The 24,483-nt window shown below is 61.0% G+C and carries 17 protein-coding genes; 16 read left to right on the forward strand and 1 reads right to left on the reverse strand.

The genetic code is table 11. The annotated features are described in order from the left end of the window. Nucleotides 1–70 precede the first annotated feature (70 nt). The 5 genes from M0808_RS12895 (at nt 71) to M0808_RS12915 (ending at nt 8,015) form a co-directional block, all read left to right on the forward strand. A complete protein-coding gene (locus M0808_RS12895) occupies nt 71–2,656 on the forward strand; it encodes a TonB-dependent receptor (protein ID WP_247841349.1) in 2,586 nt (861 codons plus the stop codon). A 112-nt stretch (nt 2,657–2,768) separates the two neighbouring features. Further along, nucleotides 2,769–3,365: a biliverdin-producing heme oxygenase gene (locus M0808_RS12900; RefSeq protein ID WP_135296414.1), complete on the forward strand. Its 597-nt coding sequence runs from the start codon at nt 2,769–2,771 to the stop codon at nt 3,363–3,365. Nucleotides 3,366–3,529: 164 nt separating this feature from the next. Then, complete coding sequence (locus M0808_RS12905) at nt 3,530–3,925, forward strand: YbaN family protein (protein ID WP_097085930.1); 396 nt, start codon at nt 3,530–3,532, stop codon at nt 3,923–3,925. Nucleotides 3,926–4,333: 408 nt separating this feature from the next. After that, on the forward strand, nt 4,334–6,472 hold the full coding sequence (locus M0808_RS12910) for a methyl-accepting chemotaxis protein (protein WP_247841350.1): 2,139 nt from the start codon (nt 4,334–4,336) through the stop codon (nt 6,470–6,472). Between the two features lie 196 nt (nt 6,473–6,668). Further along, on the forward strand, nt 6,669–8,015 hold the full coding sequence (locus M0808_RS12915; protein WP_247841351.1) for a CoA transferase: 1,347 nt from the start codon (nt 6,669–6,671) through the stop codon (nt 8,013–8,015). Nucleotides 8,016–8,135: 120 nt separating this feature from the next. On the opposite strand, the gene arcD (M0808_RS12920) is transcribed toward M0808_RS12915, so the two are convergent. Beyond that, nucleotides 8,136–9,563, reverse strand: coding sequence for an arginine-ornithine antiporter (arcD, locus tag M0808_RS12920; RefSeq protein ID WP_247841352.1), 1,428 nt, complete (start codon nt 9,561–9,563; stop codon nt 8,136–8,138). 588 nt (nt 9,564–10,151) lie between these two features. On the opposite strand from arcD (M0808_RS12920), the gene arcD (M0808_RS12925) reads away from it, so the two are divergent. The 11 genes from arcD (M0808_RS12925) (at nt 10,152) to M0808_RS12975 (ending at nt 24,415) form a co-directional block, all read left to right on the forward strand. After that, nucleotides 10,152–11,579 carry an arginine-ornithine antiporter gene (arcD, locus tag M0808_RS12925; protein ID WP_047599542.1) on the forward strand — a complete coding sequence of 476 codons (1,428 nt, stop codon included), beginning with the start codon at nt 10,152–10,154 and terminating at the stop codon, nt 11,577–11,579. A 31-nt stretch (nt 11,580–11,610) separates the two neighbouring features. Then, nucleotides 11,611–12,867, forward strand: a complete 1,257-nt coding sequence (gene arcA, locus M0808_RS12930; protein WP_225136097.1) for an arginine deiminase — start codon at nt 11,611–11,613, stop codon at nt 12,865–12,867. A gap of 69 nt (nt 12,868–12,936) precedes the next feature. Further along, nucleotides 12,937–13,947, forward strand: coding sequence for an ornithine carbamoyltransferase (locus M0808_RS12935; RefSeq protein WP_003227481.1), 1,011 nt, complete (start codon nt 12,937–12,939; stop codon nt 13,945–13,947). A gap of 192 nt (nt 13,948–14,139) precedes the next feature. Continuing rightward, the gene (gene arcC / locus M0808_RS12940; protein ID WP_247841353.1) at nt 14,140–15,069 is read left to right on the forward strand and encodes a carbamate kinase; all 930 of its coding nucleotides are present in this window, start codon (nt 14,140–14,142) and stop codon (nt 15,067–15,069) included. A 62-nt stretch (nt 15,070–15,131) separates the two neighbouring features. Then, on the forward strand, nt 15,132–15,494 hold the full coding sequence (locus M0808_RS12945; protein ID WP_007962061.1) for a DUF5064 family protein: 363 nt from the start codon (nt 15,132–15,134) through the stop codon (nt 15,492–15,494). 265 nt (nt 15,495–15,759) lie between these two features. Beyond that, nucleotides 15,760–17,268, forward strand: a complete 1,509-nt coding sequence (locus tag M0808_RS12950; protein WP_027612544.1) for a sigma-54-dependent transcriptional regulator — start codon at nt 15,760–15,762, stop codon at nt 17,266–17,268. A 438-nt stretch (nt 17,269–17,706) separates the two neighbouring features. Then, a complete protein-coding gene (gene gcvH, locus M0808_RS12955) occupies nt 17,707–18,090 on the forward strand; it encodes a glycine cleavage system protein GcvH (protein ID WP_027612543.1) in 384 nt (127 codons plus the stop codon). Beyond that, a complete protein-coding gene (gcvP, locus tag M0808_RS12960) occupies nt 18,087–20,954 on the forward strand; it encodes an aminomethyl-transferring glycine dehydrogenase (protein WP_247841507.1) in 2,868 nt (955 codons plus the stop codon). Before gcvH ends, gcvP begins: the two co-directional genes overlap by 4 nt. A 207-nt stretch (nt 20,955–21,161) precedes the next feature. After that, the gene (locus M0808_RS12965) at nt 21,162–22,538 is read left to right on the forward strand and encodes an L-serine ammonia-lyase (protein ID WP_247841354.1); all 1,377 of its coding nucleotides are present in this window, start codon (nt 21,162–21,164) and stop codon (nt 22,536–22,538) included. Between the two features lie 136 nt (nt 22,539–22,674). Further along, nucleotides 22,675–23,799 carry a glycine cleavage system aminomethyltransferase GcvT gene (gene gcvT / locus M0808_RS12970; protein ID WP_247841355.1) on the forward strand — a complete coding sequence of 375 codons (1,125 nt, stop codon included), beginning with the start codon at nt 22,675–22,677 and terminating at the stop codon, nt 23,797–23,799. 403 nt (nt 23,800–24,202) lie between these two features. After that, nucleotides 24,203–24,415 (forward strand): cold-shock protein, encoded by a 213-nt coding sequence (locus tag M0808_RS12975; RefSeq protein ID WP_007934683.1) that lies wholly within the window; start codon nt 24,203–24,205, stop codon nt 24,413–24,415. The last annotated feature ends 68 nt before the right edge of the window (nt 24,416–24,483 follow it).

The raw sequence follows: 24,483 nt of genomic DNA on the forward strand, positions 1-24,483 counted from the left end.
ATGCAATTGATTCGCATCTTCGGAGGCGGATCAGCACCTATAAAGATTCGTGCGACACGGAGCGCTATCGATGTCCTCTCGCCTTACCCGCCAGACTGCTACCCCTTCCCGCGTATTGTCGCTGCTGACGGCCGCCATCCTCATGGCCGGCACCGCACCGCTGATGGCTGCCAGCGAACAGCCGGCGCGCAACATGGGTGATTATTCGTTCTCGATCGGCCAGCAACCGCTGGTGTCGGCGCTCAATGCCTTCACCAGTGTGACCGGCTGGCAGGTCGGCTTGCCGGCAGAACTGGGTCAAGGCGTGTCGTCGCCGGGTGTGCGCGGTTCGCTGCCGCCGGAAAAAGCCCTGGAGCGCCTGTTGGTGGGGACCAACCTGAGCTTCCGCAAGCTGAGCAACAACAACGTGGTGCTGGAGAAGCGCAGCTCCAGCGGCGCACTCAATCTGGATCAGGTGACCATCAGCGCCACCCGCCAGGAACAGTCGGTCAATAGCGTTCCGGCCACCGTCACTGTGCAGACCCGCCAGGATCTGGATCGCAACAACGTCAACACCATCAAGGATCTGGTGCGCTACGAGCCGGGCGTATCCGTCGGCGGCGCCGGCCAGCGTGGCGGTATCAGCGGCTATAACATCCGCGGCATCGACGGCGACCGCATCCTGACGCAGGTTGACGGCGTCGAAGTGCCGGACGGTTTCTTCAATGGCCCGTACGCCAAGACCCAGCGCAATTACGTCGACCCGGAAATCGTCAAACGCGTGGAAATCCTCCGGGGTCCGGCCTCGGTGCTGTACGGCAGCAACGCCATCGGCGGCGCCGTCAGCTACTACACCCTCGACCCGGACGACATCATCAAGCCCGGCAAAGACGTCGGCGCTCGCCTCAAAACCGGTTACAGCTCCGCCGATGAGAGCTGGCTGAAATCCGCCACCGTCGCCGGGCGTGCCGAGCAGTTCGACGGCTTGCTGCACTTCAGCCAACGCGACGGTCACGAAACCGATTCCTACGGCAGCAACAACGGCACTGGCCTGGCGCGCACCGCTGCCAACCCGGAAGACGTCAAGGCCACCAACGTCCTGGCGAAGATCGGCTGGAACTACAACGACGATTCGCGTCTGGGCCTGACCTACGAGAAGTACAAGGACGATCGCGACACCGATCAGAAAAGTGCCTACGGCGGCCCGTACTTCAACGGCGCGCCGACCATCCCCAACAGCATGCTGCCCGGCGGCATGTACCAGTGGCGCACCGGCAATGACACCATCACCCGCGAGCGTTTCGGCCTCGAGCACAGCTTCGCCCTCGACAGCCTGCTGGCCGATAACGTGAAGTGGAGCCTCAATCACCAGATCGCCAAAACCGATCAGAGCACCGAAGAGTTCTACTATCCGATGACCCGTAAAGTGCTGCGCACCCGCGACACGGTCTACGAGGAAAAACAGTGGGTATTCGATGCGCAACTGGACAAGGCCTTCGCCATCGGTGACACCGATCACGTGCTGACCTACGGCACCACGATCAAACAGCAGAAAGTCACCGGTTCGCGCAGCGGCGACGGCAAGTGCCTGGCAGTCGGGCGTGGTTGCACCGCCATCGGCGCCACCAGCGCGGCGGACGTGCTGAAAAAATCCAGCGACTTCCCGGACCCGACCATCAACACCTACAGCCTGTTCGCCCAGGATCAGATCAGCTGGAACCAGTGGACCTTCCTGCCGGGCCTGCGCTACGACCACACCCAGCTCAAGCCGCACATCACCCAGGAATTCCTCAACACCGTGGCCGCCGACGGCAACGGCACGGTCAGCGACGCGAACAAGAGCTGGCACAAAGTCTCGCCCAAATTCGGCCTGACCTACGCCCTGACCGACAATTACACCTGGTACGGCCAGTACGCCGAAGGTTTCCGCACGCCGACCGCGAAAGCGCTGTACGGACGCTTTGAAAACAGCACCACCGGCTACAACGTGGCGCCCAACCCGAACCTGGAACCGGAGAAAAGCAAAAGCTATGAAACCGGTCTGCGCGGCAACTTCGAACAAGGCTCGTTCGACGTGGCGGTGTTCTATAACAAGTACCGCGATTTCATCAACGAAGACGCGGTCACTCCCGGTTACGACGAGCTGACCTTCCAGTCGAGCAACATCAAGCACGCGACCATCAAGGGTGCCGAAGTCAAAGGTCGTCTGAACCTCGATGCGTTCGGCGCGCCGCAGGGCCTCTACACCCAAGGCTCGATCGCCTATGCCTACGGTCGCAACAACGACAACGGCGAGCCACTCAACAGCGTCAATCCGCTGACTGGCGTATTCGGTCTGGGTTACGACCAGGACAATTACGGCGGCCTGCTGAGCTGGACCGTGGTGAAGAAAAAGGATCGCGTCGACGACAGCAACTTCAAGTCGCCGGATGGCGTCAGCAGCCAGTTCAAGACCCCGGGCTTCGGCATTCTCGATCTGGCCGGCTATTACAAAGTCACCGACGACGTCACCGTCAGCGGCGGCATTTACAACCTGACCGACAAAAAGTACTGGCTGTGGGATGACGTGCGCGGTTACGACAGCGTCGGCGAAGCCTCGGTGACACAACCGGCCAACCTCGATCGCCTGACCCAGCCGGGCCGCAACTTCGCGATCAATCTGGTCTGGGACATCTGAACCGCACGGCCCTGCGACGCGCATTGATCAGCGCGTCGCGGGGCTTTTTTTACGGTTTGGCACCTGCCCGTTCGTCTCGTTATCAAGCGCCTCTTTTATCAAGGACACCCCCATGACCACTTCGGAAAAAGCCCTGCGTTCACAACGCCTGAACCAGATCACCCACGAGCCGCACAGCAAGCTCGACGCCCTGGTCAAGGCCCACGCGCCGTTCGAAACCCGCGCCAACTTCGCGCGTTTCGTGGTCGCGCAGTACCTGTTCCAGTCGGAACTGGTCGACCTGTATAACAACGCCGAACTGACGGCCATCGTCCCGGATCTGCCGGCCCGTTGCCGCGCGGATGCGGCCAAGGCTGACCTGGCGGATCTCGACACCGACATCCCGGCACCGGTGGCCGGTGCGCTGAAAAACCCGAGCAAGGCTCGCGCCCTCGGCTGGATCTTCGTCTCCGAAGGTTCGAAGCTCGGCGCTGCGTTCCTGATCAAACGTGCGGTGGCGCTGGAGCTGAGCGAAACCTTTGGTGCCCGTCACCTGGGTGAACCGGAAGGCGGCCGTGCCGAAGGCTGGAAAAGCTTCGTGCGCACCCTCGATTCCCTGCCGTTCACCGCCGAAGAGGAAGCCGAAGTCGAGCAAGGCGCAATCGACGCATTCAACCGCTTCACCGTGCTGCTGGAACAGGCTTACGCCACAGAAGCCGAACCGGCCTGACGCAACACAAATCCCTACTGTGGGAGCGGGCTTGCTCGCGAAAGCGCTGTGTCAGCCACCTCATATGTCACTGACACAGCGCATTCGCGAGCAAGCCCGCTCCCACATGGGAACAGCGCGAGCCTGTAGAATCCCCGATTCGTCTCACTGTACTCCCCGAGCCCATGCCGCAACCCGCCACCTCAAAACTCGCCCGTCTGCTGTTCGGCCTGTTGGCCTACGTCAGCCTCGGCATTGGCCTGATCGCCATCGTCGTGCCCGGCCTGCCGACCACCGAGTTCATCCTGCTCGCCGCCTGGGCCGCGACTCGCAGCTCGCCGCGCCTGAGCGCCTGGCTGGAAAACCATCGGCTGTTCGGGCCGATCCTGAGCAACTGGCGCAACGGCAAGATCATCGCGCGCAAAGCCAAGGTCAGCGCCACGATCAGCATGCTACTGTGCGCGACGTTGATGCTGGTAATGCTCGATCACGGCTGGCCGGTGTACCTGGCGATTGCCGGGATGAGTCTGGGCAATCTGTGGATCTGGTCACGCCCGGAAGCGCTCCCCTCCTCTTCCTGACCTCCCACTATGCTTTGTGGATGTGGCTTTTGTGGTGAGGGGATTTATCCCCGATTGGCTGCGCAGCAGCCACTAAATCAGGCATCCGCAGAGTTTCAGTTAAAACTGGTTGTCAGGTTTTGGGCCTGCTGCGCAGTCCATCGGGGCGGTGCGACGTTTCGCTAAATCCCCTCACCACAAAGCCTCATCACAAGCAGTGCCTCGGGGTTCATGGGACTGAAACTTCCCTGTAAATAATCGCCTTTTCAGCACAATCCCCTGCGCAAACGTTTAGCGCTGACCGTTCGTCGGCAAGCGCCTCATGCACCTTCGCTGCGCGCCGATGAGCAATGCATGGCGCTGAATGGATTTGGCGAACCGGGTAGTTCATCCCGTGGCCACCTGCTCATTCATTCACGAGATCGCCCCATGTTCGACTCTCTCTCCATTCGCCTGAAAATCGTCCTGCTCTCCGGCCTGTGCCTGCTGGGTGTGGTTGCGCTGATCGTCGGCATGAACATTTACCAGACCAACCAGAACGACGATCTGGTCAGTGACTCCAGCAGCAAGATGCTCACCGCCAGTGTGCAGAACCTGTTGCAGGCCAAGGCGGCCGAACAAGCAGTGCGGGTGCAGAAGACCTTTGGCGAAAGCCTGACGGTGATCACCGCGCTGGCCGATCAGATCAAGGACATGCGCGCACTGGCCGCCAAGCGTTCGCTGGACGCCGGTGCCCTGCGTGAAGAGTTGAACCAGAGCCTGAAAACCGCGTTCGAGCGCAACGACAAGGTGCTCGGCATCTGGCTCGCCTTCGAACCCAACGGCCTCGACGGCAAGGACAGCGAGTTCGTCAATGATGCCGCGCGTCAGTCCAACGAAGCCGGGCGTTTTGCAACTTACTGGAGCCGCGCTGCCGGCTCGGCGCTGAACACGATCATGGTCGAAGAAGACATGACCAAGACCACCCTCAGCGTCAGCGGCACGCCGTACAACAGCTGGTACACCTGCCCTCGCGACAACAAGCGTACCTGCCTGCTCGACCCGTACGCCGACACCGTAGGGACCAAGGAAATGTTGATGACCACCATTTCCGTGCCGCTGATCGTCGATGGCAAGGCCATCGGCGTGGTCGGTGTCGACATCGCCCTCGATGCCCTGCAAGCGGCGGCGGTGGATTCCCAGCGCAACCTGTTCAAAAACGCCGGGCACATGCTGATCGTCTCCGGCAGCGGCGTATTGGCTGCCGACAGCTCGGACGCCGCCAAGGTCGGCAAAAAGATCGGCGACACCCTCGGTGCCGATGGCAAGGATCTGCTGCAACTGGTCAGCAGCGGCACGCCGAAGATTCTCGAACAGGGCGAGCTGATTCGCGCGGTGTATCCGGTCGATCCGATTGGCAACTCGCGGGCCTGGGGTGTGGTCATCGACCTGCCGAAACAGGTGCTCCTGGCCGACTCGGTCAAGCTGCAAGCGGTACTCGACGATGCGCAGGAAACCGGTGTGCTCACTGCGTTGCTGGTGGCTGTGGTGGCCGGTCTGGTCGGTCTGCTGCTGATCTGGCTCACCGCCTCGGGCGTGACCCGGCCGATCAACAGCGTCGCCGAGATGCTGAAGAACATCGCCAGCGGTGAAGGCGATCTGACCCAGCGCCTGAACTACAGCAAGAAGGATGAACTGGGCGAACTGGTGAACTGGTTCAACCGCTTCCTCGACAAGCTGCAACCGACCATCGCCCAGATCAAGCAGAGCATCACCGAAGCGCGCGGCACCGCCGATCAGTCCTCGGAAATCGCCCGCCAGACCAGCGAAGGCATGCAGGTGCAGTTCCGCGAAATCGATCAGGTCGCCACCGCGTCCAACGAAATGAGCGCCACCGCCCACGACGTCGCCAACAGCGCGTCGAACGCGGCCAACGCCGCCAAGGGCGCCGATCAGTCGGCCAGGGACGGCATGTCGATCATCGAGCGCAGCACCCGCGACATCAATCAACTGGCCGATGAAGTCAGCAAAGCGGTGACCGAAGTCGAAGCGCTGGCGGTCAACAGCGAGCAGATCGGTTCGGTGCTGGAAGTCATCCGCAGCATCGCCGAACAGACCAACCTGCTGGCGCTCAACGCCGCCATCGAAGCGGCCCGCGCCGGGGAAAGCGGTCGTGGTTTCGCGGTGGTGGCCGACGAGGTGCGCAACCTCGCCAAGCGCACTCAGGATTCGGTGGAAGAAATCCGCATCGTCATCGAACGCATCCAGACCGGCACCCGTGGCGTGGTCGCGACCATGCATTCGAGCCAGACCCAGGCGCACAACAACGCCGGGCAGATCCGTCAGGCCGTGGACGCACTGGGCAAGATCAGCGATGCGGTGACGGTGATCAGCGACATGAACCTGCAGATCGCCAGCGCCGCCGAACAGCAGAGCGCCGTGGCCGAAGAGGTCAACCGCAACGTCTCGGCGATTCGCACCGTGACTGAAACCCTGACTGAACAGGCCACTGAATCGGCGGCGATCAGCAGCCAGCTCAATGCCCTGGCCAGTCAGCAGATGAAGCTGATGGATCAGTTCCGCGTCTGAAATCCACCACAGTCCCCTTGTGGGAGCGGGCTTGCTCGCGAATACGGTGTGTCAGTCACTTTATATGGCGCTGATACACCGCATTCGCGAGCAAGCCCGCTCCCACAGGGATTTGTGTTGACTCAGGAGATGAGGGTTTTCATCTAAGCCGAGATTTTTTTGCACTATCATCGCCCTCTCTCCCGGAGGGCCTTCGATGACTGATTTACTCACGTCCATTCAAGCCGCACTCGGCTTGCCCCACACGCCGATTCCGTTCACCGCCAGTGGCGCCCTGCCCTCGGCGTTCGCCGTCAGCGACCTGGCCTGCGCCAGCATCGGCGCTGCCGGTCAGGCCGTCAGCGAACTGCTCCGGCAACAGACCGGGCACTTGCCCGCCGTGGAAGTCGATCGACGTCTGGCGTCGTTCTGGTTTGCCACCTCGTTGCGGCCGATCGGCTGGGAAGTCCCGCCGCTGTGGGATCCGGTCGCCGGCGACTACGCAACCAAGGACGGCTGGATCCGCCTGCACACCAACGCCCCACATCACCGTGCTGCGGCTGAAAGCGTGCTCGGTACCTGCGCCGATCGCGCCACGATGGCGGCGAAAGTCGCGCAATGGAGCAGTACCGAGCTGGAGCAGGCGGTGGTCGAGGCCAAGGGCTGCGCCGCGGAAATGCGCAGTTGGGCGCAGTGGCAACAGCATCCGCAGGGCCAGGCGGTGAACGCCGAACCGCTGGTGCATTTCATCGATTCGCAGGATGAAATCACCCACCCGTGGCAAGGCTCGGTGGCGCAACCGCTGGCCGGGCTCAAGGTGCTCGACTTGACCCGCGTGCTCGCCGGCCCCACCGCCAGCCGTTTTCTCGCGGGCCTCGGCGCCAACGTGCTGCGCATCGATCCGCCGAGCTGGAACGAGCCGGGTGTCATTCCCGACATGACTCTTGGCAAACGCTGTGCGCGGCTGGACCTGCAGCAACCGAGCGATCGCGCGGTGTTCGAAATCCTGTTGAAGGACGCCGACATTCTCCTGCACGGCTACCGTGCCGATGCCCTGGAACACCTCGGTTTCGGCGCCGAACGCCGCCGACACCTGGCGCCGGGGCTGATCGACGTCAGTCTCAATGCCTACGGCTGGAGCGGCCCATGGCGCAACCGGCGGGGTTTCGACAGCCTGGTGCAAATGAGCAGCGGCATCGCCGAGGCCGGGCAGCGCTGGAAACAGGCTGACAAGCCGACGCCGCTGCCAGTGCAGGGGCTGGATCACGCGACCGGGTATCTGATGGCGGCGAGTGCGATCACATTGCTCACTGAACGTTTGCGCAGCGGTCGCGGCGGTTCTGCACGCTTGTCACTGGCGCGCACCGCCAAACTGTTGATCGAACATGGGCCTGGGACGAGCGAAGCGTTGCGCGCCGAGGCTAAACAGGATCAAGACTCACGGGTGGAGCAGACCCCGTGGGGGCCGGCGCACCGCTTGCTGGCACCGGTGACGATCAGCGGGACGCCGCTGCAGTGGGCGTTGCCGGCTACTGAATTGGGTTCGCATCGCGCGCAGTGGTGATGACCATTCGGGCCTCTTCGCGAGCAAGCCCGCTCCCACAGGGGAATGCATTTCAAATGTGGGAGCGGGCTTGCTCGCGAAGAGGCCCGCACTGACACCACCGATGCACAATCAATCCACCTACAGCGACAACACCCCGCTGTACAAACCATACGCCGCCAGCCCCGCGCCGATCAGCACGCAGGCGAAAATGCCTTTCTCGACAGGGGTGAACAGCGGCTCGCCCTGCTCATGCTTGGCCTTGGCGAACAGGACCACCCCCGGCGCATACAGCAACGCCGACAGCAGCAGGTATTTCACTCCGCCGGCATACAACAACCACACCGCATAACACAGAGCAATCCCGCCAATCAGCAGATCCTTGGTACGTTCGGCCGAGGCATGTTCGTAGGTTTCGCCACGTCCGCTGAGCAGCACCGCGTACGCCGCCGACCACAGGTACGGCACCAGAATCATCGACGAAGCGAGGTAGATCAGGCTGGTGTAGGTGCCGGCGGAAAACAGTGTGATCAGCAGGAATATCTGAATCATCACGTTGGTCAGCCACAGCGCATTGACCGGCACATGGTTGGCGTTTTCCTTTTTCAGGAACGCCGGCATGGTCTTGTCCCGGGCCGTGGCGAAGAGGATTTCCGCGCACAGCAGCGCCCATGACAGCAATGCGCCGAGCAGCGACACCGCCAGACCGAGGCTGATCAGCAGCGCGCCCCACGGCCCGACGATGTGTTCCAGCACCGCCGCCAGCGACGGGTTTTGCAACCTGGCCAATTCGGGCTGGCTCATGATCCCCAGCGACAGCACGTTGACCAGCACCAGCAGCGCCAGCACCCCGAGGAAACCGATCACCGTGGCGCGCCCGACATCGGTGCGTTTCTCCGCCCGCGCCGAATAGACGCTGGCGCCCTCGATGCCGATGAACACGAACACCGTGACCAGCATCATGCTGCGCACCTGATCCATCACCCCGCCGAAGCTCGGGTTGCTGCGGCCCCAGATGTCGCGGGTGAAAATGTCGGCCTTGAACGCCACGGCGGCAATCACGATGAACATGATCAGCGGCACGATCTTGGCGACCGTGGTCACCTGATTGATGAACGCCGCCTCCTTGATCCCGCGCATCACCAGAAAATGCACCGCCCACAACAGCACCGACGCGCAGCCGATGGCGATCGGCGTATTGCCCTGACCGAATACCGGAAAGAAGTAACCGAGGGTGCTGAACAGCAACACGAAATAACCGACGTTGCCCAGCCACGCGCTGATCCAGTAGCCCCAGGCGGACGAGAAACCCATGTAGTCGCCAAACCCGGCCTTGGCGTAGGCATAGACCCCCGAGTCCAGCTCGGGCTTGCGGTTGGCCAGGGTCTGGAACACGAAGGCCAAGGTTAGCATGCCGATGGCGGTGATCCCCCAGCCGATCAGGATTGCCCCGGCATCGGCGCGGGCCGCCATGTTCTGCGGCAGGGAAAAAATCCCCCCGCCAATCATCGACCCCACCACCAGGGCGATCAACGCACCCAGTCGCAGCTTTTGCGTCGGTTGCGACATTCCAGTCTCCCTTTTCCTGACAACGGTTCTCGAAACCTGTTTATACCTGTGGCGAGGGGATTTATCCCCGATGGGCGGCATAGCCGCCCCAAAACCTGAGAACTCGTTCTGCCTGACACCGCGCCGAATGGATCTGGGGCGGCTACGCCACCCATCGGGGATAAATCCCCTCGCCACAAGGTGTGTCTATTTCTGGGTATTAACTAAACGGATAAAGCGTAAGTACGTTTTTTGAATAACGCCAATACCCCTCTTATATATAGCCAACAACGCTAACGCATAGCACGACTAATCGCTTTTGTGCGCGAATCCTGATTATTCGATTCTGTACTGAAAACAGATGTGAAAAATTTGCCAAAAGCTGAAAACCAACTAGCGTGATAATTCCAAAGTAATAAGAGAAATTCCCAACCACATCTGCCAAAAGCCTCTGGAATGGGCCTTTTCGGGCAGCAGCTTTATGCCATCAGCTCTTTCATAAGTCATTCATTAACAATGGAATGTGGCCATGCACTGATCTATGTCAGCTGATTGAACAGACAACAGATCTACGCTGTGAACTCTTCTCTCCTGCAATGGAGTCATGCAATGTCTGAAGCTCCCGGAAAACTACGACTCGGTGCATTGGTTGCCTTGGTAGTCGGCTCAATGATTGGTGGCGGGATATTCTCTTTGCCACAAAACATGGCCGCGAGCGCCGACGTCGGCGCGGTACTGATTGGCTGGGCCATCACCGCTGTCGGCATGCTCACCCTCGCTTTTGTCTTTCAAACCCTCGCCAATCGCAAGCCTGACCTGGACGGCGGTGTCTACGCCTACGCCAAGGCCGGATTCGGCGATTACATGGGTTTCTCGTCCGCCTGGGGTTACTGGATCAGTGCCTGGCTGGGCAACGTTGGCTACTTTGTTCTGTTGTTCAGCACCCTCGGGTATTTCTTTCCGATTTTCGGCGAAGGCAACACGGTAGCGGCGGTGATCGGCGCCTCGGTGCTGCTGTGGGCCGTGCACTTTCTGGTACTGCGCGGGATCAAGGAAGCGGCGTTCATCAACCTGGTGACCACCGTCGCCAAGGTCGTGCCGCTGCTGCTGTTCGTGCTGATCGCGGTATTCGCCTTCAAACTGGACATCTTCACCGCCGACATCTGGGGTGTGAAAAACCCGGATCTGGGCAGCGTGATGAACCAGGTGCGCAACATGATGCTGGTCACCGTGTGGGTGTTCATCGGCATTGAAGGCGCGAGCATCTTCTCGGCGCGGGCGGAAAAACGCTCCGACGTCGGCAAGGCCACCGTCATCGGTTTCATCACCGTGCTGCTGTTCCTGGTGCTGGTCAACGTGCTGTCGCTGGGCATCATGACTCAGCCGGAACTGGCCAAATTGCAAAACCCGTCGATGGCCGCCGTGCTCGAACACGTGGTTGGTCACTGGGGCGCAGTGCTGATCAGCGTCGGTCTGATCATCTCGCTGCTGGGCGCGCTGCTGTCGTGGGTGCTGCTGTGTGCGGAGATCATGTTCGCCGCCGCCAAAGACCACACCATGCCCGAGTTCCTGCGCAAGGAAAACGCCAATCACGTACCGGTCAACGCCCTGTGGCTGACCAACGCGATGGTCCAGCTGTTCCTGATCATCACCCTGTTTTCGGCCAGCACTTACCTGTCGCTGATCTACCTCGCCACTTCGATGATTCTGGTGCCGTACCTGTGGTCGGCGGCCTATGCCCTGTTGCTGGCGGTGCGCGGCGAAAGCTACGAAGGCTTCGCGGCCGAACGACGCAAGGATCTGATTATCGGCGGCATCGCGCTGATCTACGCGGTGTGGCTGCTGTATGCCGGCGGGGTCAAGTATCTGCTGCTCTCGGCCCTGCTCTACGCACCCGGCGCGATCCTGTTCGCCAAGGCCAAGCTGGAACTCAAACAACCGATTTTCACTAACGTCGAGAAGCTGATTTTCGCCGCAGTGGTCGTGGGTGCCCTGGTGGCTGCCTACGGTCTCTACGACGGCTTCCTGACCTTGTAACCCTTGATTTGTAATCTGGAGGATCACTGCAATGACCACGGAAAAAGTTAAGTACGGCGTCCATTCCGAAGCCGGCAAACTGCGCAAAGTCATGGTTTGCTCCCCAGGTCTGGCCCACCAGCGCCTGACCCCGAACAACTGCGATGAACTGCTGTTCGATGACGTGCTCTGGGTCGCCCAGGCCAAGCGCGACCACTTCGACTTCGTGACCAAGATGCGTGAGCGCGGGATCGACGTACTGGAAATGCACAACCTGCTGACCGACATCGTCGCCATCCCGGAAGCGCTGGACTGGATTCTCGAGCGCAAGGTCACCGCCGACTCGGTGGGCCTGGGCCTGATCAGCGAAGTCAAATCCTGGCTGAAAAGCCTTGAGCCGCGACACATCGCCGAATACCTGATTGGTGGCGTATCCGCCGATGATCTGCCGGACAGCTTCGGTGGCAAGACCATCCAGATGTTCCGCGACTTCCTCGGCCACTCCAGCTTCATCCTGCCGCCGCTGCCGAACACCCAGTTCACCCGCGACACCACCTGCTGGATCTACGGTGGCGTGACGCTGAACCCGATGTACTGGCCGGCGCGTCGCCAGGAAACCCTGCTGGCCACTGCCATTTACAAATTCCACCCGCAGTTCACCAACGCCGATTTCGAAATCTGGTACGGCGACCCGGACAAGGATCACGGCAGCTCGACCCTTGAGGGCGGCGACGTGATGCCGATCGGCAACGGCGTGGTGTTGATCGGCATGGGCGAACGCTCATCGCGTCAGGCGATCGGCCAACTGGCGCTGAATCTGTTCAAGAACAAAGCGGTGGAAAAAGTCATCGTCGCCGGCCTGCCGAAGTCCCGCGCCGCGATGCACCTGGACACCGTGTTCAGTTTCTGCGATCGCGACCTGGTGACGATTTTCCCGGAAGTGGTCAACCAGATCGTCGCCTTCACCCTGCGTCCTGACGAAAGCAAACAGGGCGGCATCGACATCCGCCGCGAAGAAGGCAGCTTCCTCGACACCGTGGCCAAAGCCCTCAACCTGGCGAAGCTGCGCGTGGTGGAAACCGGCGGCAACAGCTTCGCCGCCGAACGCGAGCAATGGGACGACGGCAACAACGTGGTGGCCGTGGAACCGGGCGTGGTCATCGGCTACGACCGCAACACCTACACCAACACCCTGCTGCGCAAGGCGGGCGTGGAGGTCATCACCATCAGCGCCGGCGAACTCGGTCGTGGCCGTGGCGGCGGCCACTGCATGACCTGCCCGATCATCCGCGACCCGATCGATTACTAAACCTCTGAGCCTTGGCCGCGACTTACAAAGCGCGGCCAGGGGGATAACCGACACCGAAGGAGATCCATCATGGCTTTTAACATCCACAACCGTAACCTGCTCAGCCTGGAACACCACACCCCACGCGAGCTGCGTTACCTGCTCGACCTGTCCCGCGATCTGAAACGCGCGAAATACACCGGCACCGAACAGCAACACCTCAAGGGCAACAACATCGCCCTGATCTTCGAAAAAACCTCGACCCGCACCCGTTGCGCGTTCGAAGTGGCGGCCTATGACCAAGGCGCCAATGTCACCTACATCGACCCGAACTCGTCGCAGATCGGCCACAAGGAAAGCATGAAAGACACGGCCCGCGTGCTGGGTCGCATGTACGACGCCATCGAATACCGTGGTTTCAAACAGGAAATCGTCGAAGAGCTGGCGAAGTTCGCCGGGGTGCCGGTGTTCAACGGCCTGACCGACGAATATCACCCAACGCAAATGATCGCCGACGTGCTGACCATGCGTGAACACGCCGACAAGCCGATCCACGAAATCAGCTACGCCTACCTCGGCGATGCGCGCAACAACATGGGCAACTCGCTGCTGCTGGTCGGCGCCAAGCTCGGCATGGACGTGCGCATCTGCGCGCCGAAAGCCCTGTGGCCGCATGACGATCTGGTCGATCGCTGCAAGAAATACGCGGAAGAATCCGGCGCACGCATCACCCTGACCGAAGACCCGAAAGCCGCAGTCAAAGGCGTCGATTTCATCCACACCGACGTCTGGGTGTCGATGGGCGAGCCGGTTGAAGCCTGGGCCGAACGTATCCAGCAACTGCTGCCGTACCAGGTCAACAAAGAGCTGATGAAAGCCACCGGCAACCCGCGCACCAAGTTCATGCACTGCCTGCCGGCGTTCCACAACAGCGATACCAAGGTCGGCAAACAAATTGCCGAACAGTATCCGCACCTGGCCAACGGCATCGAAGTCACCGACGACGTGTTCGAGTCGCCCGCCTGCATTGCCTTCGAGCAAGCGGAAAACCGCATGCACACGATCAAGGCGATTCTGGTCTCGACCCTGGCTGATCTGTAACTGAAATAGCTCCCACTGAAGGAACCGAATCCCAATGTGGGAGCGGGCTTGCTCGCGAAAGCGGTGTGTCATTCAACAGAGATGTCGACTGATCCGCCGCCTTCGGGAGCAAGCCCCCTCCCACCAAGGCCCCCGGTTCCGGCAGTGCGACCGAGTCGTTTGCCATTCCTCTGTTTTAGAAGGACATGCACCATGCGTATCGTCGTAGCTCTGGGCGGTAACGCCCTGCTCCGTCGTGGCGAGCCGATGACCGCTGACAACCAGCGCGCCAACATCCGCATCGCCACCGAGCAAATCGCCAAGATCCATCCCGGCAATCAACTGGTCATCGCCCACGGCAATGGCCCGCAAGTCGGCCTGCTGTCGCTGCAGGCGGCGGCCTACACCTCCGTCACCCCTTACCCGCTGGACGTGCTCGGTGCCGAAACCGAAGGCATGATCGGCTACATCATCGAACAGGAACTGGGCAACCTGCTGGACTTCGAAGTGCCGTTCGCCACCCTGCTGACCCAGGTTGAAGTCGACGCCAAGGACCCGGCCTTCCAGAACCCGAGCAAACCGATCGGCCCGGTCTACGAGAAAGCCGAAGCGGAAAAACTCGCCGCCGAGAAAGGTTGGGCCATCGCTCCGGACGGCGACAAGTTCCGCCGCGTGGTGGCCAGTCCACGGCCGAAACGCATCTTCGAGATCCGTCCGATCAAGTGGCTGCTGGACAAGGGCAGCATCGTCATCTGCGCCGGTGGCGGCGGGATTCCGACCATGTACGACGAGCACCGCAACCTCAAGGGCATCGAGGCGGTAATCGACAAGGATCTGTGCTCGTCGCTGCTCGCCGAGCAACTGGAAGCTGACTTGCTGGTGATCGCCACCGACGTCAACGCGGCGTTCGTCGACTATGGCAAGCCGTCGCAGAAAGCCATCGCCGAAGCCCACCCGGATGAACTCGAACGCCTCGGTTTCGCCGCTGGCTCCATGGGGCCGAAGGTGCAGGCAGCCTGCGAATTCGCGCGCCATACTGGCAAGGTCGCGGTGATCGGTTCGCTCGCGGACATCGAAGCGATCGTCCAGGGCACTGCCGGCACACGCGTCAGCACGGCGAAGCCGGGCATCAGCTATCGATAATTAGAAACTCAAGGGCAGGCCCAGGGTCTGCCCTTCTCCCATGCCTTGATCAGGAGAAACCCATGGCCATATTCAACCCCGGTCATTTGCACATCGAGCGACATGCGTTGACGCCAGATGACGTCAGTTACGACCTGTGTCTCGACTATGAAGTGTTCACCGATCCGCAAAAAGGCAAAGGGATACAGTTCACCCTGCACGGCAATATGCAGGGCAAGGACATGAAGGAAGCGTTTTTCCTGCCCAAGGAAGAGGCTTACAACTTCGCCCGCGACGTGACCCGGATTGCCGAGAAATACGGGATTCCAAAGGCTCACAGCCAGATCGGTTCGGTGCACAAACATTACGATCTGATGTTTGAGGACATCCGGCAGAAGTTGAATATGCAATCCGGGGATCCAGTCAATCTCGAGCACTTCGAGTAACCCCAAAAGCCCCCTCACCCTAACCCTCTCCCGGAGGGAGAGGGGACTGACCGAGTTGCTCGCTCAAGGTACACCGACCTGAAATAGCGAGCCGAACTCAAGTTTTGAAAAGCCCCCAACCTGCTCCCTTTCCCCCTCGCCCCTCTGGGGAGAGGGTTGGGGTGAGGGGTAGATCTCCAGCACGACAACAATCTCAAGATTTCACCCCAGTCCCCCATCAAGGCATACTTGCCCCCCTCCGCATTCCAGAACACTGAACCGCCCCATGCGTATCCACGTCAGCTTCATCGACCGCGTCGGCATCACCCAGGAAGTCCTGGCGATCCTCGGTGGGCGCAATCTCAATCTGGATGCGGTGGAGATGATCCCGCCCAACGTCTACATCGATGCACCGACCTTGAGCCCGCAAGTGCTCGAAGAACTCAAAGATGCGTTGTTTCGGGTGCGCGGCGTGGAGGCCGTGGTGGTGGTCGACATCCTCCCTGGTCAGCGTCGGCACCTGCAGCTCGATGCGCTGCTCGCGGCGATGACCGATCCGGTACTTGCCCTCGATAGCGCCGGCAAGGTGCTGCTGGCCAACCCGGCACTGATTGCGCTGTACGGGCGTGAACCGGCGGGGGAAAGTGTCTCTGAGCTGTTCAACGATCCCGGCCTGCTGGAAACCCTGCTCGAACAAGGCTTCCGCCTGCCGCTGCGCGAGATCACTGTCAATGGCCAGACCCTGCTGCTCGACGCCACACCGATCACCGACGCTGGCGCGCTGCTGACCCTGTATCAGCCGAATCGTATCGGCGAACAACTGTCAGCGTTGCACCATGACCATGCCGAAGGTTTCGATGCACTGCTCGGCGAATCCCCGGCGATCCGCACACTAAAGGCCCGCGCGCAACGAGTCGCAGCCCTCGACGCACCGCTGCTGATTCAAGGCGAAACCGGCACCGGTAAAGAACTGGTGGCCCGCGCTTGCCACGCGATCAGTGCGCGGCACAGTGCGCCGTTTCTCGCGCTGAACTGCGCGGCGCTGCCGGAAAACCTCGCCGAGAGCGAACTGTTCGGCTACGCCCCCGGCGCCTTTACCGGCGCGCAACGTGGCGGCAAACCGGGGCTGATGGAACTGGCCAACCAGGGCACGGTATTTCTCGACGAGATCGGCGAGATGTCGCCCTACTTGCAGGCCAAGTTATTGCGCTTTCTGAATGACGGCAGCTTCCGTCGGGTCGGCGGTGATCGCGAAGTGAAGGTCAACGTGCGGATCCTCAGCGCGACCCACCGCGACCTGGAAAAAATGGTCAGCGAAGGCCTGTTCCGCGAAGACCTGTTCTACCGTCTCAACGTGCTCAACGTCGAAGTGCCGCCGCTGCGTGAGCGAGGTCAGGACATTCTGCTGCTGGCGCGCTATTTCATGCAGCAGGCGTGTGCGCAGATTCAGCGCCCGGTCTGTCGCCTTGCGCCCGGTACCTATCCGGCGCTGCTCGGTAATCGTTGGCCGGGTAACGTGCGGCAGTTGCAGAACGTGATCTTCCGCGCCGCGGCGATCTGCGAAAGCAGCCTGGTCGATATTGGTGATCTCGACATCGCCGGCACCTCGGTGGCGCGGCAGACCGACAGCGACGTCGACAGCCTTGAACAAGCCGTCGAATCCTTCGAAAAATCGCTGCTGGAAAAACTCTACGTCAGCTACCCCTCAACCCGCCAACTGGCCAGCCGCCTGCAGACTTCGCACACGGCGATTGCCCATCGATTGCGCAAATACGGCATCCCCAACAAACCGTAAGCCGCACGCGATCAAAAATGTGGGAGCGGGCTTGCTCGCGAATGCGGTGGGCCATTCAACAGGGATGTCGACTGACCTGACGCTTTCGCGAGCAAGCCCGCTCCCACAGGGGGTTCATGTGACGGATTCGAAATCCGTTCAAAACCGACCTCCATCTGTACTGAAAGCGCTACAGCGGAACGATATCGCTACACCCGCCTCTGATCACCGCTGTGCAAGGCTTTGATCCGCTTCAGCTTTTCTCCCCGCCCCAAGCTGTAGCGATTTCGCTACAGAAGCCCCACACCCATCACAACCAGAAACATATAACTATTTGATTTATATAGATAAATACAATCTGGCCGCGTTCTTGCTAAGTAACCGCTCATAAATCAGGGCTTTCATGCCCAAGCCTTCCACCGCGTCCACCAGACGAGTCTGGCCCCCTTAGGAGTTTCCATGAGCGAGTTGCGTTTTACTGAAGATCACGAATGGCTGCGCACCGAAGCTGACGGCAGCGTTACTGTCGGCATCACCGCTTTCGCGCAGAACGCTTTGGGCGACGTGGTGTTCGTGCAACTGCCTGAGCTGCAGGCTTACGAAAAAGGCGCCGAAGCCGCCACCGTTGAATCGGTGAAAGCCGCCAGCGGCGTGTACATGCCGCTCGACGGTGAAGTTGTGGAAGTGAACCCGGCACTGGACGGCAGCCCGGAACTGGTCAACGAAGATCCGCTGGGCGAAGGCTGGTTCTTCCGCTTTCAGCCAAGCGACGCCGCCGCTGTCGGCAAACTGCTCGATCAAGACGCCTACGACCGCCTGATCAAAGCCCAAGCCGAAGCCTGAGGAGTAACGACATGACCCAAGTAAACCTCGGCACTGCCAACGAATTCATCGCCCGTCACATCGGCCCACGCGCCGGTGACGAGCAAGCCATGCTCAACAGCCTCGGCTTCGACTCGCTCGAAGCGCTGAGCGCCAGCGTCATCCCGGAAAGCATCAAGGGCACCAGCGTCCTCGGCCTGGACGACGGCCTGAGCGAAGCCGATGCACTGGCGATGATCAAATCGATCGCCGGCAAAAACCAACTGTTCAAGACCTACATCGGCCAGGGCTACTACAACTGCCACACGCCGTCACCGATCCTGCGCAACCTGTTGGAAAACCCGGCCTGGTACACCGCTTACACCCCGTACCAGCCGGAAATTTCCCAGGGCCGTCTCGAAGCGCTGCTGAACTTCCAGACCCTGATCAGCGACCTCACCGGCCTGCCGATCGCCAACGCCTCGCTGCTCGACGAAGCCACCGCCGCTGCCGAAGCCATGACCTTCTGCAAACGCCTGAGCAAAAACAAGGGCAGCCACCAGTTCTTCGCCTCGATCCACAGCCACCCGCAAACCCTCGACGTGCTGCGCACCCGTGCCGAGCCGCTGGGCATCGACGTGGTGGTTGGCGATGAGCGTGAACTGAGCGACGTCACGCCGTTCTTCGGCGCGCTGCTGCAATACCCGGCGAGCAATGGTGATGTGTTCGACTACCGCGAACTGACCGAGCGCTTCCACGCCGCCAACGCGCTGGTGGCCGTGGCTGCCGACCTGCTGGCCCTGACTTTGCTGACCGCTCCGGGCGAGTTCGGCGCCGACGTCGCCATCGGTTCCGCACAACGCTTCGGCGTGCCGCTGGGCTTCGGTGGCCCGCACGCGGCTTACTTCTCCACCAAGGATGCGTTCAAGCGTGACATGCCGGGCCGTCTGGTCGGTGTTTCGGTTGACCGTTTCGGCAAACCGGCGCTGCGTCTGGCGATGCAGACCCGCGAGCAACACATCCGCCGCGAGAAGGCCACCTCGAACATCTGCACCGCACAAGTGCTGCTGGCCAACATCGCCAGCATGTACGCCGTGTACCACGGTCCGAAAGGCCTGACCCAGATCGCCAACCGCGTGCATCACCTGACCGCGATTCTGGCCAAGGGCCTGAGCGCACTGGGCCAGACCGTCGAGCAGACAAGCTTCTTCGACACCCTGACCATCGCCACCGGCGCACACACCGCCGCGCTGCACGACAAGGCGCATGCCGCGCAGATCAACCTGCGGGTGATCAACGCCCAGCGTCTGGGCCTGTCGGTGGACGAAACCACCACTCAGACTGATATCGAAACCCTATGGGGGCTGTTCGCCGACGGTAAGGCCCTGCCGGACTTCGCTGCGCTGGCCGCTTCGGTGCAAAGCACCATCCCGGCTGCACTGGTACGTCAGTCGCCGATCCTCAGCCACCCGGTGTTCAACCGTTATCACTCGGAAACCGAGCTGATGCGCTACCTGCGCAAACTGGCGGACAAGGACCTGGCACTGGATCGCACCATGATCCCGCTGGGCTCGTGCACCATGAAACTCAATGCTGCCAGCGAAATGATCCCGGTGACCTGGGCCGAATTCGGCGCCCTGCACCCGTTCGCCCCAGCCGCACAGAGCGCCGGTTATCAGCAACTGACCGACGAACTGGAAGCGATGCTCTGCGCCGCCACCGGTTACGACGCGATCTCGCTGCAACCGAACGCCGGTTCGCAGGGTGAATACGCAGGCCTGCTGGCGATTCGCGCGTACCACCAGAGCCGTGGCGACGAGCGCCGCGACATCTGCCTGATCCCGTCGTCGGCCCACGGCACCAACCCGGCCACCGCCAACATGGCCGGCATGCGCGTGGTGGTGACCGCGTGCGATGCCCGTGGCAACGTCGACATCGAAGACCTGCGCGCCAAAGCCATCGAGCACCGCGAACACCTCGCGGCGCTGATGATCACCTACCCGTCGACCCACGGCGTGTTCGAAGAAGGCATCCGCGAAATCTGCGGGATCATTCATGACAACGGCGGCCAGGTGTACATCGACGGCGCCAACATGAACGCGATGGTCGGCCTCTGCGCACCAGGCAAGTTCGGCGGCGACGTTTCGCACTTGAACCTGCACAAAACCTTCTGCATCCCTCACGGCGGTGGCGGCCCGGGCGTCGGCCCGATCGGCGTCAAGTCGCACCTGACCCCGTTCCTGCCGGGTCACGGCCAGATGGCACGCAAGGAAGGCGCGGTCTGCGCAGCGCCGTTCGGCAGCGCGAGCATTCTGCCGATCACCTGGATGTACATTCGCATGATGGGCGGCGCCGGTCTGAAGCGTGCTTCGCAACTGGCGATCCTCAATGCCAACTACATTTCCCGTCGCCTCGAAGAGCACTATCCAGTGCTGTACACCGGCAGCAACGGGCTGGTGGCGCACGAATGCATTCTCGACCTGCGTCCACTGAAAGACAGCAGCGGCATCAGCGTCGATGACGTTGCCAAGCGCCTGATCGACTTCGGTTTCCATGCGCCGACCATGTCGTTCCCGGTGGCCGGTACACTGATGATCGAGCCGACCGAAAGCGAATCCAAGGAAGAACTGGACCGCTTCTGCGACGCCATGATCCGCATCCGCGAAGAAATCCGCGCGGTGGAAAACGGCACGCTGGACAAGGACGACAACCCGCTGAAAAACGCTCCGCACACTGCTGCGGAACTGGTCGGCGAGTGGACCCATCCGTACAGCCGTGAGCAGGCCGTTTATCCGGTAGCGTCGTTGATCGAAGGCAAATACTGGCCGCCGGTCGGTCGCGTCGACAACGTGTTCGGCGACCGCAACCTGGTCTGCGCCTGCCCGTCGATCGAAAGCTACGCTTAAGCGGAGGAGGGGCAGGTCACCTGCCCCGATTTTCAGCAACACCATAGATCCCAATGTGGGAGCGGGCTTGCTCGCGAATGCGGTGTATCAATCGCCATCAATGTTGCCTGACACACCGCATTCGCGAGCAAGCCCGCTCCCACAGGGGATTTGTGTCCAGCCTCGAGCTTGCGCCAATTCCTATAACAAGAAACCGGAGAACCACTCATGTCGTTAAGCGTGTTCGACCTGTTCAAGATTGGCATCGGCCCTTCCAGCTCCCACACCGTCGGCCCGATGCGTGCCGCTGCGCGCTTCGCCGAAGGCCTGCGCCGCGATGACCTGTTGTCGGCCACCAGCACCATCAAAGTCGAGCTGTACGGCTCGCTCGGTGCTACCGGCAAGGGACACGGCAGCGACAAAGCCGTGCTGCTCGGCCTTGAAGGTGAACACCCGGACACCGTCGACACCGAAACCGTCGCCGCGCGCCTGCAGGAGATTCGCGGCAATGGCCGGCTGAATCTGCTCGGCGAACACAGCATTGCGTTCAACGAGAAAGAACACCTGGCGATGATCCGCAAACCGTTGGCCTATCACCCCAACGGCATGATCTTTCGCGCCTTCGATGCTGCCGGTATTCAGATTCGCAGCCGTGAGTACTACTCGGTCGGTGGCGGCTTTGTGGTCGATGAAGATGCCGCCGGCGCCGACCGCATCGTCGAAGACACCACCCCGCTGACCTTCCCGTTCAAAAGTGCCAAGGACTTGCTCGGCCATTGCGCCACCTACGGTCTGTCGATCAGTCAGGTGATGCTGACCAATGAAAGCGCCTGGCGCCCGGAGGCGGAAACCCGCGCCGGTCTGCTGAAAATCTGGCAAGTGATGCAGGACTGCGTTGCCGCTGGCTGTCGCAACGAAGGCATTTTGCCGGGCGGGCTGAAGGTCAAACGCCGGGCGGCGGCATTGCATCGGCAACTGTGCAAGAACCCGGAATCAGCCCTGCGCGATCCGCTGTCGGTGCTGGACTGGGTCAACCTGTACGCCCTCGCCGTCAACGAAGAAAACGCCAACGGCGGCCGCGTGGTCACCGCGCCGACCAACGGCGCGGCGGGCATCATCCCGGCGGTGCTGCATTACTACATGCGCTTTATCCCGGGTGCGAACGATGACGGCGTGGTGCGCTTTCTGCTGACCGCCGCCGCGATCGGCATTCTGTACAAGGAAAACGCCTCGATCTCCGGCGCCGAAGTCGGCTGTCAGGGCGAGGTCGGCGTGGCTTGCTCGATGGCCGCCGGCGCGCTGTGTGAAGTGCTTGGCGGCAGCGTGCAGCAAGTCGAGAACGCGGCGGAAATCGGCATGGAACACAACCTCGGCCTGACCTGCGACCCGATTGGCGGGCTGGTGCAGGTGCCGTGTATCGAGCGCAACGCCATGGGCTCGGTGAAGGCCATCAACGCGGTGCGCATGGCCATGCGCGGCGACGGGCAACACTTCGTCTCCCTCGACAAAGTCATCCGCACCATGCGCCAGACCGGCGCCGACATGAAAAGCAAATACAAAGAGACCGCCCGCGGCGGTCTGGCAGTCAACATCATCGAATGCTGATTTATGTCCTCTCCCTTTGGGAGAGGACCGCACTTAGCCCCCTCTCCCTCCGGGAGAGGGCTGGGGTGAGGGGCTTTTGATCTTGATCTAAATCTAGCCCCATGCCCCCCAAACTCAAACTTTCAAGGAGCCACGCATGTCCACCGAACAACTGTCGAAAACCCCGCTGCACGCTCTGCACATCGAACTCGGCGCCCGCATGGTGCCGTTCGCCGGCTACGACATGCCGGTGCAATACCCGCTGGGCGTGATGAAAGAACACCAGCACACCCGCGAGCAGGCCGGGCTGTTCGATGTCTCGCACATGGGCCAGATCCGCCTGACCGGCGCCAATGCCGCCAAGGCTCTGGAAACCCTGGTGCCGGTGGATATCATCGACCTGCCGGTGGGCATGCAGCGCTACGCAATGTTCACCAACGACAACGGCGGCATCCTCGACGACCTGATGGTCGCCAATCTCGGTAACGACGAGCTGTTCCTGGTGGTCAACGCCGCGTGCAAGGATCAGGATCTGGCGCATCTGCAAAGACACATTGGCGCTCAGTGCACCATTACGGAGCTGTTCGAAGCGCGCGCGCTGCTGGCGTTGCAAGGCCCGGCTGCGGTCACCGTGCTGGCGCGTCTTGCGCCAGAGGTGGCGAAGATGACGTTCATGCAGTTCAATCGCGTGCAACTGCTGGGCGTGGATTGCTTCGTCAGCCGTTCGGGCTACACCGGTGAAGACGGTTTCGAAATCTCGGTGCCCACCGCCGATGCAGAAAAACTCGCCCGCGCCCTGCTGGCCGAACCGGAAGTTCAGGCCATCGGCCTCGGCGCCCGCGACTCGCTGCGCCTGGAAGCCGGCCTGTGCCTGTACGGGCACGACATGAACACCGAGACCACGCCGATCGAAGCCAGCCTGTTGTGGGCAATCTCCAAGCCACGCCGTGCCGACGGCGCGCGGGCCGGTGGTTTCCCGGGGGCAGAGACAGTTTTTGCTCAGCAGCAGAATGGCGTCGCGCGCAAACGCGTCGGTCTGCTGCCACAGGAACGTACGCCGGTGCGTGAAGGCGCAGAAATCGTCAACGACGCGGGCGAAATCATCGGCAGCGTGTGCAGCGGCGGCTTCGGCCCGACCCTGGGCGGGCCGTTGGCGATGGGTTACCTCGACAGCGCTTATGTCACCCTGGATACGCCAGTCTGGGCCATCGTTCGTGGGAAAAAGGTGCAAATGCTTGTAAGCAAAATGCCATTTGTTCCACAACGCTACTATCGTGGTTGATTGACTGTTTCTATAAGTAACGCGATTGCGTTATGCGTGCACTAATGTGTAACGCAATCGCCACAAAAAAGTGCATTTTCTAACATTTGATTCGATTATGAACTTTACTTATAACGTTCGAAAACTTTTGAACAAGCTAATCGTCTAAGCCGCACTAGCAGACTGACTAACTGCCAGCAGGGACAGTAAAACCGGGGCCTTCGCGGGGCTTGTTTTTTCTCCCGTAGTTGGCGTAGAGTTTGTCCACTGTGTTTGCATGGGTCAGCTTGGAATCGTGACCTGGGCAGTAGCCTACAAGTTAGCTACATCCCGCTCGACGTCTTCTTACTCTCCTGCAACCAGCCCCAGTACTCTTTCATGAGAAAGAGGCTGTCATCAATTTATGCGTCAAAGGAAATAAGAAATGTCCCAACGTCAGAGCGGTACCGTCAAGTGGTTTAACGACGAGAAAGGTTTTGGTTTTATCACTCCAGAAAGCGGTCCGGATCTGTTCGTGCATTTCCGCGCTATTCAGGGCAACGGCTTCAAGAGCCTGAAAGAAGGCCAGAAAGTGACCTTCGTTGCTGTGCAAGGCCAGAAAGGCATGCAGGCTGATGAAGTACAAGCAGAAGGTTAATCTTCTGTAACGAAAAAGCCCCTGATATTGATATCAGGGGCTTTTTTGTGCGCGCGAATCCGTAAAAT

The organism is Pseudomonas sp. MWU12-3103b, from assembly GCF_023100615.1.
Lineage (GTDB): Bacteria > Pseudomonadota > Gammaproteobacteria > Pseudomonadales > Pseudomonadaceae > Aquipseudomonas > Aquipseudomonas putida_A.

Coding starts and splice junctions, on each gene's coding strand:
- arcA (WP_225136097.1), top strand. CDS start 11,611: ATGACCACGGAAAAAGTTAAGTACGGCGTCCATTCCGAAGCCGGCAAA.
- M0808_RS12965 (WP_247841354.1), top strand. CDS start 21,162: ATGTCGTTAAGCGTGTTCGACCTGTTCAAGATTGGCATCGGCCCTTCC.
- M0808_RS12950 (WP_027612544.1), top strand. CDS start 15,760: ATGCGTATCCACGTCAGCTTCATCGACCGCGTCGGCATCACCCAGGAA.
- M0808_RS12910 (WP_247841350.1), top strand. CDS start 4,334: ATGTTCGACTCTCTCTCCATTCGCCTGAAAATCGTCCTGCTCTCCGGC.
- M0808_RS12905 (WP_097085930.1), top strand. CDS start 3,530: ATGCCGCAACCCGCCACCTCAAAACTCGCCCGTCTGCTGTTCGGCCTG.
- M0808_RS12900 (WP_135296414.1), top strand. CDS start 2,769: ATGACCACTTCGGAAAAAGCCCTGCGTTCACAACGCCTGAACCAGATC.
- M0808_RS12895 (WP_247841349.1), top strand. CDS start 71: ATGTCCTCTCGCCTTACCCGCCAGACTGCTACCCCTTCCCGCGTATTG.
- M0808_RS12915 (WP_247841351.1), top strand. CDS start 6,669: ATGACTGATTTACTCACGTCCATTCAAGCCGCACTCGGCTTGCCCCAC.
- M0808_RS12935 (WP_003227481.1), top strand. CDS start 12,937: ATGGCTTTTAACATCCACAACCGTAACCTGCTCAGCCTGGAACACCAC.
- gcvT (WP_247841355.1), top strand. CDS start 22,675: ATGTCCACCGAACAACTGTCGAAAACCCCGCTGCACGCTCTGCACATC.
- M0808_RS12975 (WP_007934683.1), top strand. CDS start 24,203: ATGTCCCAACGTCAGAGCGGTACCGTCAAGTGGTTTAACGACGAGAAA.
- gcvH (WP_027612543.1), top strand. CDS start 17,707: ATGAGCGAGTTGCGTTTTACTGAAGATCACGAATGGCTGCGCACCGAA.
- arcD (WP_247841352.1), bottom strand. CDS start 9,563: ATGTCGCAACCGACGCAAAAGCTGCGACTGGGTGCGTTGATCGCCCTG.
- M0808_RS12945 (WP_007962061.1), top strand. CDS start 15,132: ATGGCCATATTCAACCCCGGTCATTTGCACATCGAGCGACATGCGTTG.
- arcD (WP_047599542.1), top strand. CDS start 10,152: ATGTCTGAAGCTCCCGGAAAACTACGACTCGGTGCATTGGTTGCCTTG.
- arcC (WP_247841353.1), top strand. CDS start 14,140: ATGCGTATCGTCGTAGCTCTGGGCGGTAACGCCCTGCTCCGTCGTGGC.